The 13,919-nt window shown below is 71.4% G+C and carries 12 protein-coding genes; 5 read left to right on the top strand and 7 right to left on the bottom strand.

Annotated features, from left to right (window positions below):
• Positions 1-52 precede the first annotated feature (52 nt).
• Positions 53-1,468: an SLC13 family permease gene (locus AB0I18_RS14145; RefSeq protein ID WP_363105714.1), complete on the bottom strand. Its 1,416-nt coding sequence runs from the start codon at positions 1,466-1,468 to the stop codon at positions 53-55.
• A gap of 208 nt (positions 1,469-1,676) precedes the next feature.
• On the opposite strand from AB0I18_RS14145, the gene AB0I18_RS14140 reads away from it, so the two are divergent.
• Positions 1,677-2,435, top strand: a complete 759-nt coding sequence (locus AB0I18_RS14140; RefSeq protein WP_363105713.1) for a FadR/GntR family transcriptional regulator — start codon at positions 1,677-1,679, stop codon at positions 2,433-2,435.
• A gap of 177 nt (positions 2,436-2,612) precedes the next feature.
• Positions 2,613-3,287: a peptidase E gene (locus AB0I18_RS14135; protein ID WP_363105775.1), complete on the top strand. Its 675-nt coding sequence runs from the start codon at positions 2,613-2,615 to the stop codon at positions 3,285-3,287.
• Between the two features lie 34 nt (positions 3,288-3,321).
• On the opposite strand, the gene AB0I18_RS14130 is transcribed toward AB0I18_RS14135, so the two are convergent.
• A complete protein-coding gene (locus AB0I18_RS14130; protein ID WP_363105712.1) occupies positions 3,322-4,593 on the bottom strand; it encodes an acyltransferase in 1,272 nt (423 codons plus the stop codon).
• A 208-nt stretch (positions 4,594-4,801) separates the two neighbouring features.
• On the opposite strand from AB0I18_RS14130, the gene AB0I18_RS14125 reads away from it, so the two are divergent.
• Both AB0I18_RS14125 and AB0I18_RS14120 read left to right on the top strand, forming a co-directional pair.
• On the top strand, positions 4,802-8,512 hold the full coding sequence (locus AB0I18_RS14125) for a helix-turn-helix domain-containing protein (protein WP_363105711.1): 3,711 nt from the start codon (positions 4,802-4,804) through the stop codon (positions 8,510-8,512).
• Between the two features lie 84 nt (positions 8,513-8,596).
• Positions 8,597-8,995 carry a hypothetical protein gene (locus AB0I18_RS14120; protein WP_363105710.1) on the top strand — a complete coding sequence of 133 codons (399 nt, stop codon included), beginning with the start codon at positions 8,597-8,599 and terminating at the stop codon, positions 8,993-8,995.
• A gap of 79 nt (positions 8,996-9,074) precedes the next feature.
• Here AB0I18_RS14120 and AB0I18_RS14115 read toward each other — a convergent pair whose 3' ends face one another.
• Positions 9,075-10,184 (bottom strand): MerR family transcriptional regulator, encoded by a 1,110-nt coding sequence (locus AB0I18_RS14115; protein ID WP_363105709.1) that lies wholly within the window; start codon positions 10,182-10,184, stop codon positions 9,075-9,077.
• A gap of 184 nt (positions 10,185-10,368) precedes the next feature.
• On the opposite strand from AB0I18_RS14115, the gene AB0I18_RS14110 reads away from it, so the two are divergent.
• On the top strand, positions 10,369-11,241 hold the full coding sequence (locus AB0I18_RS14110) for a hypothetical protein (protein ID WP_363105774.1): 873 nt from the start codon (positions 10,369-10,371) through the stop codon (positions 11,239-11,241).
• Positions 11,242-11,265: 24 nt separating this feature from the next.
• Here the strand turns inward: AB0I18_RS14110 and AB0I18_RS14105 are convergent, their stop codons facing one another.
• From AB0I18_RS14105 to AB0I18_RS14090, 4 genes are read right to left on the bottom strand one after another with little or no spacing between them, the layout of a single operon-like run.
• Positions 11,266-11,886, bottom strand: coding sequence for a hypothetical protein (locus AB0I18_RS14105; protein ID WP_363105708.1), 621 nt, complete (start codon positions 11,884-11,886; stop codon positions 11,266-11,268).
• On the bottom strand, positions 11,852-12,694 hold the full coding sequence (locus tag AB0I18_RS14100) for an FkbM family methyltransferase (protein WP_363105707.1): 843 nt from the start codon (positions 12,692-12,694) through the stop codon (positions 11,852-11,854). Before AB0I18_RS14100 ends, AB0I18_RS14105 begins: the two co-directional genes overlap by 35 nt.
• A complete protein-coding gene (locus AB0I18_RS14095) occupies positions 12,691-13,002 on the bottom strand; it encodes a Trm112 family protein (protein WP_363105706.1) in 312 nt (103 codons plus the stop codon). The genes AB0I18_RS14100 and AB0I18_RS14095 overlap by 4 nt, the downstream gene beginning before the upstream one ends.
• A complete protein-coding gene (locus AB0I18_RS14090; protein WP_363105773.1) occupies positions 12,999-13,910 on the bottom strand; it encodes a hypothetical protein in 912 nt (303 codons plus the stop codon). The genes AB0I18_RS14095 and AB0I18_RS14090 overlap by 4 nt, the downstream gene beginning before the upstream one ends.
• Positions 13,911-13,919: the final 9 nt, after the last annotated feature.

The following is a 13,919-nucleotide window of genomic DNA, read 5'->3' as shown; positions in this document are numbered from 1 at the left end:
GCTCGTCGGGCTTGGTGGGCTCGTCGTACTCGGTGGGGCGGGTGCGCCGGTGTCACCCCCAACCGGGTACCACCAGCGCGAGCCACACCACGGCGGGGACCACGGCCACCACGATCCCTCCGTACACCATCAACTGCCGGAAGAAGCGCTCCCGGTCGACGTCGGGAGCGGCCGCAAGCACCAGCGCGCCGTTCGTCGAGAACGGGCTCACGTCCACGACCGTGGCCGACACCGCGAGCGCCGCCACCATGCCGACCGCCCCGATCTCGCCCTGCGCCAGGAACGGCATCGCCAGCGGGATCAGCGCCCCCATGATGCCGACGGAGGAGGCGAACGCGGAGACCAGCGCGCCGATGTAGCAGAGCAGTACGGCGGAGAGCAGCGGGACGCCGATGTCGCTGACGCCCTCGCCGGCCCAGTCGATCGTGCCCATCTCGTCCAGGACACCGACGTACGTCAGCACACCGCAGATCAGCAGGACCGTCGGCCAGGCGATCTGGGAGACGGCGCTCTGGCTGTCCTTGGGCCAGCAGGCGCTGAGGGCGACGGCGAGGGTGATGGAGGTGAGACCGGCGTCCAGGTCGAAGACGAGCACGGCGACGACCAGGGCGGCGAGCGCGGCGAGGGTGGCGATCCGGGCCGGGTTGAGGCGGTCGGCCGCTTCCGCCCCGGGGGTTCCTTCCCCGGGGGCGCCTTTCCCGCGTTCTCGCTCCTGGGGTTCTCCGGCGTGGGCCGTCCCGGTCCCGGTGGACGTGCCCTCGTCGGCCGCGGCTCCGGGAGGCGGGGAGCCGACCCCTGCCTTGGCCATGGACGGCCCGGAGCCGACCGCCGCCGTGGCCTTCGCCTCCGCGACGGTCTCGTCGCGGCTGAGCTTCAGCCCGCCGAACAGCACGAACACCACACCCGCGATCACGACGTTGACGACGAGCGAGGCGAGGAAGAGCGCGACCTCGTTGCCGGGCAGGTTCTCGCGCTCGACGATGCCGTTGACGATCGACCCGTAGATGCTGATCGGTGAGAAGCCGCCGCCCTGGGCGCCGTGCACCACCATCGCTCCCATCAGCAGCGGGCTGATGGAGTACCGCGCGGCGAAGCTCAGCGCGATCGGCGCCACGATGGCGACGGCGGCCGGGCTGACCGCGCCGATCGCGGTCAGCGCCCCCGTCAGGACGAACATCACCCACGGGATCAGCACGACCCGCCCGCGCACGAGCCGGATCGAGGCGTGCACCAGCCAGTCGGTGGTGCCGTTGGCCCGGGCGATGGCGAACAGGTACGTCACGCCGACGAGCACGACGAAGAGGTCCCCGGGGAACCCGGCGAAGATCTTGTCGGCGTCCAGGTCGGCGACGAGCTCGCCGACGCCGAACGCGGCGGCGAAGGCGAGCGCGCCCATGTTGATGGAGCGGGTGGTGGCGATCACGAACACCACGACGAGCACAAGGATCGAAATCAGTTCGGCGGACATACGGGCTCCCGTCTTTGGGTCCCCTGGTCGAGCGATGGGTGGCTGATTGGCCAAGTGGCTGAACCACATTGGGTGCCGAGGGAAGCGAGCGTCAAGAGACCTGACGCAAATTGGTTCAGCCACTTGGCCACTGAGCCACCAGGCCAGTCATCGTCCGGTGTTACGCTGCGGCCCCAGGGGCAAGCAGAGCAGGGCAAGGGGGACGGGCATGAGCGACGCGCTGCGCCCGATGGCGGCCAAGCCGCGCCTGTACGAGCAGGTCCTCGACCGGCTGCGCAGCTACGTCACCGAGGGCGGCCTGGGCGCCGGCGATCGCCTGCCGCCCGAGCGCGACCTCGCGGCCCGCCTGGGCGTCAGCCGCGCCTCCGTGAAGCAGGCCATCGTCGTCCTGGAGGTCCAGGGCCTGGTCGAGGTCCGGCACGGCGGCGGCACCTATCTGGTCCGCGACACCCTCGACGTCGAACCCGTGGAGCAACTGGTCGAACGCCGCCGGCGGCTCCCCGACGTACTCGACGCCCGCGAGGCCCTGGAGACGAAGCTCGCCGAACTGGCCGCCGAGCGCCGCACCGAGGACGACATCACCGGTATGCGCGCCGCCCTCGCCCGCATGGAGGCCGAGATCGAGGCGGGCGAACACGGCGTGGAGGGCGACCGGCTCTTCCACGCGGCGGTCACCGCGGCCGCCCACAGCAGCATCCTCGCCGAGTTCATGCGCTCCATCGCCGACCAGATCACCGAGAGCCGCCACGAGTCGCTGCGCCAGCCGAGCCGCCCAGGCCGCTCGCTGGCCCAGCACCGCGACATCCTGGACGCGATCGTCGCCGGGCAGCCCAAGCAGGCCGCCTCCGCGATGCGCAGACATGTGCGGACGGTGGCGAAGGTCCGGTTGCTGGACTGGGACCCGGGCGACTCGGGCGACCAGGGCGAACCGGGCGAACCGGAAGAGAACGACCAACGGCCGCTCTGACAGGGGCCGTTAGGATTCCCTGCCATGACCGCACCCCCCACGCCCCAGCCCGCCGGATCCCAGGCCGCCGCAGCCCCCACTGCCGCGACCTCGCCCGCCGCGATCCCCGCCGCCCCGAACGGAGCGGTGCCCACCGTCCTGGCCACCTCCGGTGGTCTCAGCGCCGACGGCCGGACCATGGTGAAGTTCGACGCCCTGGTGCACCACGCGGTCGAACTGGCGGGCGTCCACGGCCGCCGCCCCCGGGTGATGTACGTCGGCACGGCCCTGGGCGACGCCGAGCACGTCACGGCACGTATGACCGAGGCCGCGCGGGTGGCCGGGTTCGACCTGACACCGCTCAAGCTCTTCCCGATGCCCAACCTGGACGACGTCGAGGGCGCCGTTCTCGCACAGGACGTTGTCTGGGTCATGGGCGGCTCGGTGGCGAACCTCCTCGCGGTGTGGCGGGTGCACGGGCTCGACGACGTCCTGCGCCGGGCCTGGCGGTCGGGCGTCGTCCTCAGCGGGGTCAGCGCGGGCTCGATCTGCTGGTTCCAGGGCGGCACCACGGACTCCTTCGGTCCCGAACTGCGGCCCGTGACCAACGCGTTGGGCCTCCTGCCGTACGGCAACGGCGTCCACTACGACACCGACCAGGGCCGCCGCCCCATGGTGCACCGGCTCGTCGCGGACGGCACCCTGCCCACCACCCACTGCACCGACGACGGCGTGGGCCTCGTCTACCGCGGCACCGAACTGACCGAAGCGGTCAGCGAGTTGCCGGGCAAGGGCGCGTACATCGTGACGCGCGACGGAGACAAGGCCGTCGAGGAACGCATCGAGCCGCGCCGCCTGTCCGCGGTCGGCTGACACCCGCGTCCACCTTCCTTAGGGGCGGTGCTCGTCACGGTGGTTGGACGCGGCGTGCCAACCTGCGGCCCCAGGTCTGGCTCGGCGCTTCAACGTAGCGGTGGGTCAGCAGGCACAGGGGCAGCAGCACAGCGAAGAACGCCACCTCGAGCGCGGGATGGTCCTGCCGCCGTCGGCCGATCGTGCTGTCGATCACCGCCAGCAGCACCGGATGCACCAGGTAGACCGAGTAGCTGATCGTTCCCAGTCCGGTCAGCGGACGCGGTAACCGGCGGCGGCGCAGCGTCAGTCCGGCGCCGAAGGTGAGTACAGCCAGGAGGAATGCGACGATCCAGCCGCGCCGTGTGAAGTGGTCGCCGTCGCCGTACCCGTACGCACTCCCCACTGCGCAGGCGACCACCACGACGGCGGTGCCGGCCGCATGGCTCCAGGTGCTCTGACCGTTCTCGGCACGGTAGACGGCGGTGCCGAGGAACATCACGGCGAGGATCACCAGGCCCTCCCACAGCGGGACGGTGCCGTTGAAAGCGACCAGGACGAGCGCCAGCACCCCGCCCAACACACCCCCGAACCACCGGAGTACGGGTGAAACGGCGCTCGCACAGCAGATGGCGACCACCATGGCGATCGAGGCAGACACGATCAGTGGGCCGGTGCCGACCGCGTCGGACAGGGCAGAGGCCGGCAGCACCACCCCTGCCGCCACGCTCACAGCGGCGAGCACGGCCAAGAGGACGGCGACCGCCGAAGAGTGCCGGTGAAGGCGGGCCGTGAAAAGAGCGACGACCAGCAGGTAGAAGGCCATCTCGTAGGAGAGCGTCCACAGGATGAGCAGGAGATTGGGTGTCCCCAGCAATTCCTGAAGCATCGTGACGTGCGCGAGAGCCACCATGGCAGCGCTCAGCCGGCCGAAGTCACGTATCTCCGCGATGCCCAAGATGTTGACGGCGAGAACTGCCGTGACGACAGCTGCCCACAGTGGGTACACGCGGGAGATCCGTCCGATCCAGAACGTCCGGACGCAGCCCCGGCGCTCCAGCGAGGCGGGAATGATGTAGCCGCTCACCAGGAAGAACACCATGATGCCGTAGCGGCTGGTGTTGAACTGCGGCATCAACTCCCGCCGGAAGTCCGCCATGAAGGTATAGGACGAGTGGTCGAACACCACGACGAGTGCGGCGACGCCGCGCAACGCGTCCAGCCAGCCCAACCGCGACGAACCAGCCGCCGTAATGGCGGTTAGTAGTTTCGGTTTAACGGAGGGTGAGCGCCCTGGTGAAGTAGGGACCAAGGGTGGGGATTCCATGCGCAGACCGAGTCCTCTTTGGTTGCCTGGCGGCCCGCGGGAATTCGGCTCCGCGGCTCGCAGCACCGAGTTCAGTGGCTGGAGCATTGTTCGGCAGTGCCGTTCCGGCGGCCGAACAATGAGACGGATCCGCGAGCCTTCCGTGTGTCATAGGGGTGCATGGACTGGCTGCACGCTCTGATGCAGGGCGGCTGGAGGGGGTGAAGGTGTGGCGGGGCGTCGTGAGGTTCCGTTGGATCCGGCGGCGGGTCCGGTGCAGCGGTTCGCGTCCGGGTTACGCGAGCTGAGGGCGGAGGCGGACGGGATCACTTACCGTTCGTTGGCCCGGCGGGCGGGCTACTCGGTGACCACGCTGTCGCAGGCGGCGGCCGGCGAGCAGTTGCCGACGCTGCCGGTGGCCCTGGCCTATGCGGGGGCGTGCGGTGGAGACCTGGCGGAATGGGAGGCCCGGTGGAAGGAGGCGGTGGAGGAATCCGCCGGTGACGGCTTTCGGGGCGCCGACGAATCACTCACGCCGTACCGGGGTTTGGCACGGTTCGAGGCCGGGGACAGCGGTCTGTTCTTCGGCCGGGAACAGCTCACCGCCGACCTGGTCGACCTGCTGCGCCGGCAGCGGTTCGCCGCGGTCTTCGGCCCTTCCGGCAGCGGTAAGTCCTCCCTGCTGCGGGCCGGCCTGATACCCGTACTCCGGCGTGTCCGGGAGCCCGGCCTGCGCCCGGCCGCGATCCGGATCCTGACACCGGGCGAACGCCCCGCCCGCAGCCACGCACCCCTTCTCGTACCCGCAACTCCCCGCGACGGCAGCGCCGGGGTGGACACGTTCGTGATCGTCGACCAGTTCGAGGAGGTCTTCACCCTCTGCCACGATGCGGACGAACGCGCTCGCTTCATCGATCTGCTGCTGACGGCCCGGCAGCCCGACAGCCGCCTGCGGGTGCTGTTGGCGGTGCGCGGCGACTTCTACGGCCGCTGCGCCGAACACCGCGACCTGGCCGACGCACTGCGCGATGCCAACCTCCTGGCCGGAGCGATGAGCCGGGCGGAACTGCGCGACGCCGTCGTCAAGCCGGCCACGGCCGCCGGACTGACCGTGGAACGCACGCTTACCGCCCGGCTGGTCAAGGAGGTCGCCGACGCGCCGGGCGGCCTGCCGCTGCTGTCCCACGCGTTGCTGGAGACCTGGCGCCGCCGCCGCGGCAAGACACTGACCATGGCGGGATACGAGGCGGCCGGATGCCTGGACGGCGCGATCGCCAAGACCGCCGAGGAGGTGTACGGCCGGTTCGCCGAGGACCAGGCGGCCGCGGCCCGGCGGGTGTTGCTGCGCCTGGTGGCCCCCGGTGAGGGAACCCCCGACACCCGCCGTCCCGTCGAGCGCGCGGAACTGCCCGGCACCGGCCGGGATGACACCGCCCAGGTGGTGGAGGCACTCGCCGGGGCGCGGCTGCTCAGCCTGGACGGCGACACGGTCGAGATAGCCCACGAGGCCCTGATCACGGCCTGGCCCCGGCTGCGCGGGTGGATCGAGGAAGACCGCGAACGCCTGCGTGTGCACCGGAACCTGACCGAAGCGGCCCACGCCTGGCAGGAACTCGGTCGCGAGAAGGGCGCTCTGTGCCGGGGCAGCAGGCTCGCCGCCGCCCAGGAGCACTTCGGCGGCGCACCGCGCGAGGACCTGAACGATTTGGAGCACGCCTTCCTCGACGCCAGCCGCGACCACGAGCAGAAGGGCCGTCGCCGTTACCGGCTGGTGCTCACCGCCGTCACCGCCGCCCTGTGCCTCGCCCTCGTCGCCGCCGGCCTCGCCGTGGGGCAGTGGCAGAGCGCGGTCACCGCCCAACACCTGGCCCAGTCCCGGCAATTGGCCGCCCAGTCCAGTGCACTGCTGCACTCCGAACCCGACCTCGCCGCACTGCTCGCCGTCCACGCCCACCGGACCAGCCCGACCCGCGAAGCCACCACCGCCCTGTATGCCGCCGCGGCCCTACCGCTGCGCAAGCGCCTGACCGGCGGCACCGAACCCGTGGATGCCATCGCCCTCAGCCCGGACGGACACACCCTCGCCACTCACAGCGCAGACGGCGCGGTGCGGGTCTGGAATCTGCCTGGGGGCGGGCTCCGACACACATTCACTGACCACAAGACCGGCGATACCGCGGTGTTCAGCCCTGACGGACGCATCCTCGCTGTCGCTATGGCCAGTGGTGCCGGCGCGGAGATAGGCCTGTGGGATCCGGTCACCGGCAGGAAACTCAGAACCCTCGCCGTTCCACACGGTTCGGTACGCGGGATGGCCTTCAGCCCCGACGGTCGTAGTGTGGCCGCCGCCTCCCCGGCGGCTGTACGGGTGTGGGACGTGGCCACCGGCAGGCGGCACAGCTTCAAGGGCCACCCCGACCCGCGGGCGGTCGCCTTCGGCCCTGACGGACGTACCGTTGCCGTGGCAAGCCGCAACGGAGTGGTGCGGGTGTGGGACGTGGCCACCGGCCGCACCCGGACCGCTCATGACAGCCGGATCGAGGGCCATGCGGTGGGGTTCACCACTGATGGCCGGACGTACGCGGTTATCCGCACCGATGGTTCGGTGCAACTGCGAGAGGTAGCCACTGGCGTCGTCCGGCGCACCCTGAAGGACGGTCCCGTCGAGTTGAGCGAGGCGGTCTTCGCCCCGGACGGGCGGACCCTCGCCATTCCCGGCCCTGGGGACACGGTGCGACTGTGGGACACCGCCTCCGGCACGGTGCGGGCCACCGTGACCGCCGGTCACCACGGGCTGGGGGCGATGAAGTTGGCCCTCAGCGCGGACGGCCGCACCCTGGTCACCAGCAGCAACTCGGACCCCACCGTCCGCGTCCACCGGCTGTCCGCCGATCAGCCGCAGACCACTCTGTCAGGCCATGCCAGTACGTACATCGCCGACGTGGTCTTCAGTCCGGACGGACGCGCGGTGGCCACGGTTCACCAAGGGCCGCCTGGCCGTGGGTCGGTAGAGCTTTGGGATGTCAGGACCGGTACTCACGGAGCCACACTGGCGCTCGACACCGACCTGGCACTCCGGGGAAAGCAGCTGCCGTTCCCGGGTTCTCGCCTCGGGGCCGTGGGGTTCAGCCCGATCCGGCGCGCCCTGGCTGTCAGGGTCGTAAAGAACAGGGTGGAGGTCCGGGACGTGGCCACGGGCCGTCTTCACCACAGCCGCGCCCTGGGCGCCATCGACACGGCGGTCTTCAGTCCCGACGGGAGACGGCTCGCCATCGTCGGCAGGAACGGATCGGTGTGGATCTGGAACCTTTCAACCGGCGCACTACTCACCGCCCACGCCGGCCACGGCCAACCCGTCAGGGCAGTGGCGTTCACCCCGGACGGCCGCACACTCGCCGTCGTGCACATCGGGGGCGGCGACGTGGTCACGCTGCTCGACGCCGCAACCGGCCGCGCACAGCGCACCATCAAGCCGGGCGGCCCGAGCCCGCTGTCCCTCGCGTTCAGCCCGGACGGGCACATCATGGCCACCGCAAGCAGCAGCAGCGGACTCGTGAAGACGTGGGATACGCGGACCGGTCAGCTCCGAGACAGTTTCAGTCTCAGCGGTGAGGTGAGGTCGCTGGCTTTCAGCCCCGATGGGCGCACCCTGGCCGTAAGCAGCGTGAGAGGAGTCCAGCTGTGGGACCTCGCCACCAGTCAGAACAGAATCACCCTGCCGACCAGCTCGCTCGCGGCAGTGGCGTTCAGCCCGGACGGACGGACCCTCGCCATCGGCACGGGCAGCTCCGTCGGGCTGTGGAACGTCGATCTGCCCGACCCGGCCCGCGCGATCCGCAGCATCTGCGACGCCGTCGACACCACTCTCACCTCTCTGGAAAGGTCCCGCTACCTGCCCGACCAGTCCCCTGAAACCGGCTGTCAGACGGCCGTTCGATAAGACCTCACCGCCTTGACCACGGACCAGGCATCCCGTGGAGTCGGTGTCAGTTCCGATGTCAGTGGTGGCTGGGATGCTGGCGGCATGATCCCTTGGAACCTGCTCGATCTCGACAAGGCCCTGCGGGCCGGCTGGGGTGCCGACACCTGTTCGCCCGACGATCAGGCCGACTGGCAGCCAGGCAACCCGGCCTTGGGACACTGTGACATCACGGCCTTGATCGTCAATGACGTCTTCGGCGGCGATCTCATGGTCGGCGAGGTGCACCTTGACGGGACCCAGCGCGGCTTCCACTGGTGGAACCGGCTGCCCAGTGGTGTTGAACTCGACCTGACGCGCGAGCAGTTCCAGCGGGGCCAGACCGTCACCTCTGCCCGTGTCGTCGAGCGCCCGCCGGGCCCGCTGCCCCGTCGCTGGGAGGAGTACCTCCTGCTGCGTGAGCGTGTCGTCGAGCACCTCGGTCATCTTCCGGAACCCGTCTGAGAGGGGCCGGACCAGCCGGGCCGGTTCAGCGGGACGGGGCCCTGCCCGGCTGGTGGGCGTACTAGGCGTACTAGGCGTACTACTGGACGGCCGCCCCGCTCCCGGCCGTCAGCACGTCCGCCACCACGCAACTCACGTTGTCCGGGCCCCCGGAGTCGTTCGCCGCCGCGACCAGGGCGTGGGCCGCCTCGGCGGGGGTGGGGGCCGAGGTGAGGAGTTCCCGGATGGCCGTCTCGGGCAGGACTGTGGAGAGGCCGTCGGAGCAGAGCAGGTAGCGGTCGCCGGCGAGGGCGTCGTGCAGGCGCAGGTCCGGAGTGGGCGCGGGGGCGGACCCGGTGCCGGGCAGGGCCTTCAGGAGCAGGGAGCGCTGCGGGTGGGCGGTGGCCTCCTCGGGGGTGAGGCGGCCCTCGTCGATCATCGACTGGACGACGGTGTGGTCGTGGGTGATCAGGAAGAGCCCGCCGTCGCGCAGAAGGTACGCACGGCTGTCACCGATGTGGACCAGGGCCAGCTGCGAGCCGGTCCACACCATCGCGGTGAGCGTGGTGCCGTCCTCGTCCGCCGGGCCCGCGACGTCCCGGACCGCCTGGGTGGCCCCCTGGACCGCGTCCTCCAGGAGGTTGAGCACGCGGCCGGCCGCGAGCGGCTCGCGGTCGAGGAACTTCAGGGCCTCGACGGCGGCCGCACTGGCGGGCGCGCCCCCGGGGCCGAAGCCGTCCGCCACGGCCAGCACGCGGGTGCCCGCGTATGCCGTGTCCTGGTTGGACGGGCGGACGAGGCCGGTGTCGGAGAGGGCGGAGTAGCGGAGTTCCAGCATGGTGGTGTCCTTCCTTGGGACGTTCCCGGGGGCGCTCCCCGGAACGTTCGAGAGGTGGTCGACGAGGAAGGCCGCCAGGTCCCGGCGGGTCGCCGTCTCGGCCTCGACCCGGGCCCAGAACGCGCGGATCTCCCGCGCGGCGGCCGCCGGTTCGAGGGAGCGGACCCGGCGGATGCCGGCCAGCGGCATCCCCAGCCGCCGCAGCCACGCCACCAGCCGGGCCTGCTCCAGCTGCTCGGGCGCGTAGTAGCGGTAGCCCGTCTCGGGGTCCACCCGCGCGGGGCGCAGCAACTCCAGCTCGTCGTACAGCCGAAGCGCCTTCGGCGACAGCCGGCAGGCCTTCGCGAAGGCCCCGATCGTCAGCATCTCCATGCGCGCGCACCCCCACGAGCGGCCTGTCGGTCGACCGCTCCTCGTCTCGCCACCCATGCTGTGGCTTCACCAAAGGTGAAGGTCAAACGCCTTGCCCCGGTTCCCCGGCCTGTTGTTGGCTACGGACTCGCTACGGATTTACGGACACGCAGAGGAGCCAGCCGTGGAGCGCACCACCACCCGCATCGCACTCGTCACCTGCCGGGAGGTACAGGAGTCCGGGTACGACCGCGACCTGCCGGTCCTCGCGGGCGCGGTGGAGCAGGCCGGGGCGGAGGCCGTCGTCGTGTGCTGGGACGACCCGGCGGTCGAGTGGGGCGGCTTCGACCTCGCCGTCATCCGCTCCACCTGGGACTACAGCTGGCGGGCCGCCGAGTTCGTGGCGTGGGCCGAGCGGTGCGGGGCCGCGACGACGCTGGCGAACCCGGCGGAGGTCGTGCGCTGGAACACCGACAAGCGGTATCTGGGGGATCTGGCGGCCGCCGGGGTCCCCGTCGTCGACACCCGCTACCTCGCTCCGGGCGACGCCACCGACCCGGCCGGTCTGCTGCCCGCCGACCACGAGTACGTCGTCAAGCCCACCTCGGGGGCCGGCGCCCGGTACGCCGCCCGCTACACACCCGAGGAGCACGACACGGCCGTACGGCACCTGGAGCGGATGCACGCGGAAGGACTGACCGCGATGGTCCAGCCGTACGTACGGAGCATCGACACGGCGGGCGAACGGGCCCTGCAGTTCATCGGCGGGCGGTTCCTGCACGCCATCCGCAAGGGTGCCGTCCTGGAGTCCGGGACGGCGTACGACGAGGACAAGGTGCCCCATCCGCAGCTCAGGACCTGGGAGCCGACCCCCGCCGAACTCGCCGTCGCCCGGCGGGCGTTGGCCGCCGTGCCCGGTTCACCCGAGCTGCTCTACGCCCGCGTGGACCTGGTGGACGGCGACGACGGGGCACCCCGCGTGATGGAGCTGGAACTCGTCGAGCCGAACCTCTTCCTCTTCCTGCACGCCGACTCCGTACCGGTGGTCGCGGAGGCGATCGTCAAGGCGGCCCGGTAACCCGGTAACCGGGCCGCACGATCGTCAGCCGTCACGGCTGTCCGTGACGGCCACCCGCTGCAACAGCCCCCAGGTGAACTCCGCCACGCACTCCCGCCGTACGCCCGTCCCGTCCGCGCCCGCGAACCTCAGCCCCCACCGGGTCGGGGCCGTCCCCTCCAGGGGCCGGGCGGGAGCGAAGGCGCGGGCCGCCTCGTCGACCGTGCAGGACCAGGGGCGCAGGTCGTCCAGGGTGCGCAGCTCAGGCCCCGCGGCGCCCGGCGCCCGGACCAGCCACTCGTTCCAGGCCACGCCGTTCGGGGCCACCAGCACCTCGAAGCGGAGGTCCGGCCAGAGGGGGACCGGCCACAGGTACGCCTCGCAGGACAGGTCGCCGATCCGCCGGTCCGCCACCGGCTCCGGATCGCCGAGGATCGAACGGTAACGGGAGACCGCCCCTCGGCTCCTCGGAGCGTGCCGCATCGCCTGCCAGCGCCGGTTGGCCTCGCGCATGTCGGCGACCGAGGCGCCCAGTGCGTGGCGGGCGTCCTCCACGAGGTCCTGGTTGTGGTCGGCCATGCGGCGCAGCAGGACGAGCTGGAAGTCGAGCGGGGTGAAGGGGGCGGGCGGCCTAGCGGGCCGTTTGGCGGGGGGCATGCGTCCCATCGTCGCGTACGCGCTCGCGCTGTGTGCGGCGCGTGTCGCCTGGGCGGCGGCCGTCCGGGAGGAAGAGGACGGAGTTCACGTACCGGACGTACCCGCGGCCGCGGAACGGCAGCACCCGGCGCAGCAGGCCCTGGGAGACGACGTGCGAGGCGTGCTCCTGGTGGGCCTCCAGGTCGAAGGAGGACAGCGGGAGCCAGGTGTCGCCGGGCAGGACCCAGCCCTGGTAGCCGCGCTCGGAGAGGTGGGACACGACCGGGGTGATCGGCTGGATACGGGTCTCCAGCTCGATGAACAGGGCCGGGCGGTCGCGGGTGAGGAGGGTGGTCGCACCGCGCAGCACCGCGAGTTCGTTGCCGTCCACGTCGATCTTGACGAAGTCGACGTCGTGCAGGTTCAGGCTGTCCAGGGTGACGCAGGGGACGTCCAGGGCGCGGGCGTGGATGTCCCGGCGGACCAGCGAGGAGACCCCCCGGTCGCCCTGGTCGCCGGGCGGCAGCCAGAGGCGGGCCGTGCCCCGGCGGTCGCTCGCGGCGGCCTGGACCACCCGGACGTTCCCGGGGGTCGCGGCGGTCAGCAGACGGGCCAGGTGGGGGACCGGTTCGACGGTCACCACGTGGTGCGCCCGGTCCGAGAGGCGCCGCGTCCAGGGGCCGTACCAGCCGCCGACGTCCACCGCCGTGCCGCAGCGGGGCGGGCAGAGGTCGGCGAGCCGGGCCAGTTCCGGTTCGAAGCGCGGATAGACGAACCGGGCGGCCGCGGCGACCCAGCGCACCGGCACAAAGGGGGCCAAACGGGCTGCCAGGGTCATGGCGTCATCATCCCGGGGGTCTGGGGATCGCGGTGGGAGTCGCCGAGGTCGCTGCCGCCGGACATCCGCAGCAGCAGCTCCTCGTGCTGGTCCTCCGTCACCTGTTCACCGGAGGACGGGAGGAGCTGCGGGATGCCGTCGACGATCGGGTAGCGGCGGTGCAGACGCGGGTTGTAGAGCGCCTCGCCCTTGGAACCGTCGGAGCCGTCCTGGGCCTCCTCCCCGGCCGCCTCGGGCGGGAGGAGGTGCAGCGGCCCTTTGTCGAGCGGGCACGCCAGTATCTTCAGCAGCGGGTCGTCTGGATTCATGACTGGGTCAACTCCCTGGTCGGGGCGGGGGGTTGGGGCTTCGACGGTGGGTCGTGCTTCGGCATCGCGAGGAGTACGGAGACCGCCAGCGCCGTACCGCCGATCCGCAGCGCGAGCCGCAGCGGATCCTCGGGCAGCGCCTCGCCGAACGCGAGCGTGCCGAGCACCGCCGTGAACAGGCAGGTCACCGTCGTGCAGACCGGCACGATCAGCGAGGCCCGGCAGCGCTGCAGCGCCGCCTGCGACATGACGAGGCCGAACGGGCCGGTGAAGAGCAGGAGATAGGGGTACGGCGAGCGCAGCAGGTCAAGTACCGCACCGCCCAGGCCACTTGTGGTGAGGTAGCTCGACACGCCCTTGATCGCCAGCGAGCTCACCCCGTACAACAGGCCCACCGCCACGCCGTATTCGACGCCGGTCGTCGGCATCCGGTGCCGGTGGCGGGCGCGGCGCTCGGCGGAGGCGTACAGCCAGACGCCCAGCGCCAGCGACGGCACGCAGACCAGCAGGATCAGCGGGGCGGGCGCGCTGAGGCTGACCGTGTCGGAGCCCTCCTTCAGGGACAGCACCACCATGAGCAGCGCGGCGAGGATCGCGCCGATCGCGTACCGCTCACGGCCCGAGGTCTCCTCGCCGAGCAGCACCGAGGAGAACAGCACGAGGAGCACCAGGCCGGAGACGAAGATGCCCTGCGCGGCGGCGATCGGGAGGGTGCGGTAGACGGCCAGCTGCGCGCCGAAGCCGGACGCCAGGGCGAGGGAGCCGCCGATCCAGAGCGGACTGGCGAAGACCAGCCGCAGGAGCTGGGCCGGGCGGCGGATGTTCACCTCGGGCATCGTCGCCAACGCCCGTTTCTCCAGGACGAATCCGATGCTGTACAGAACGTTCGCCAGCAGGGCCGCGGCCACTCCCCACCA

Origin of the sequence: Streptomyces sp. NPDC050704, from assembly GCF_040654355.1 — a bacterium.
GTDB lineage: Bacteria > Actinomycetota > Actinomycetes > Streptomycetales > Streptomycetaceae > Streptomyces.
Note: the sequence above shows the minus strand (reverse complement) of the source record. Positions and strands in the feature narration are given on the sequence as shown.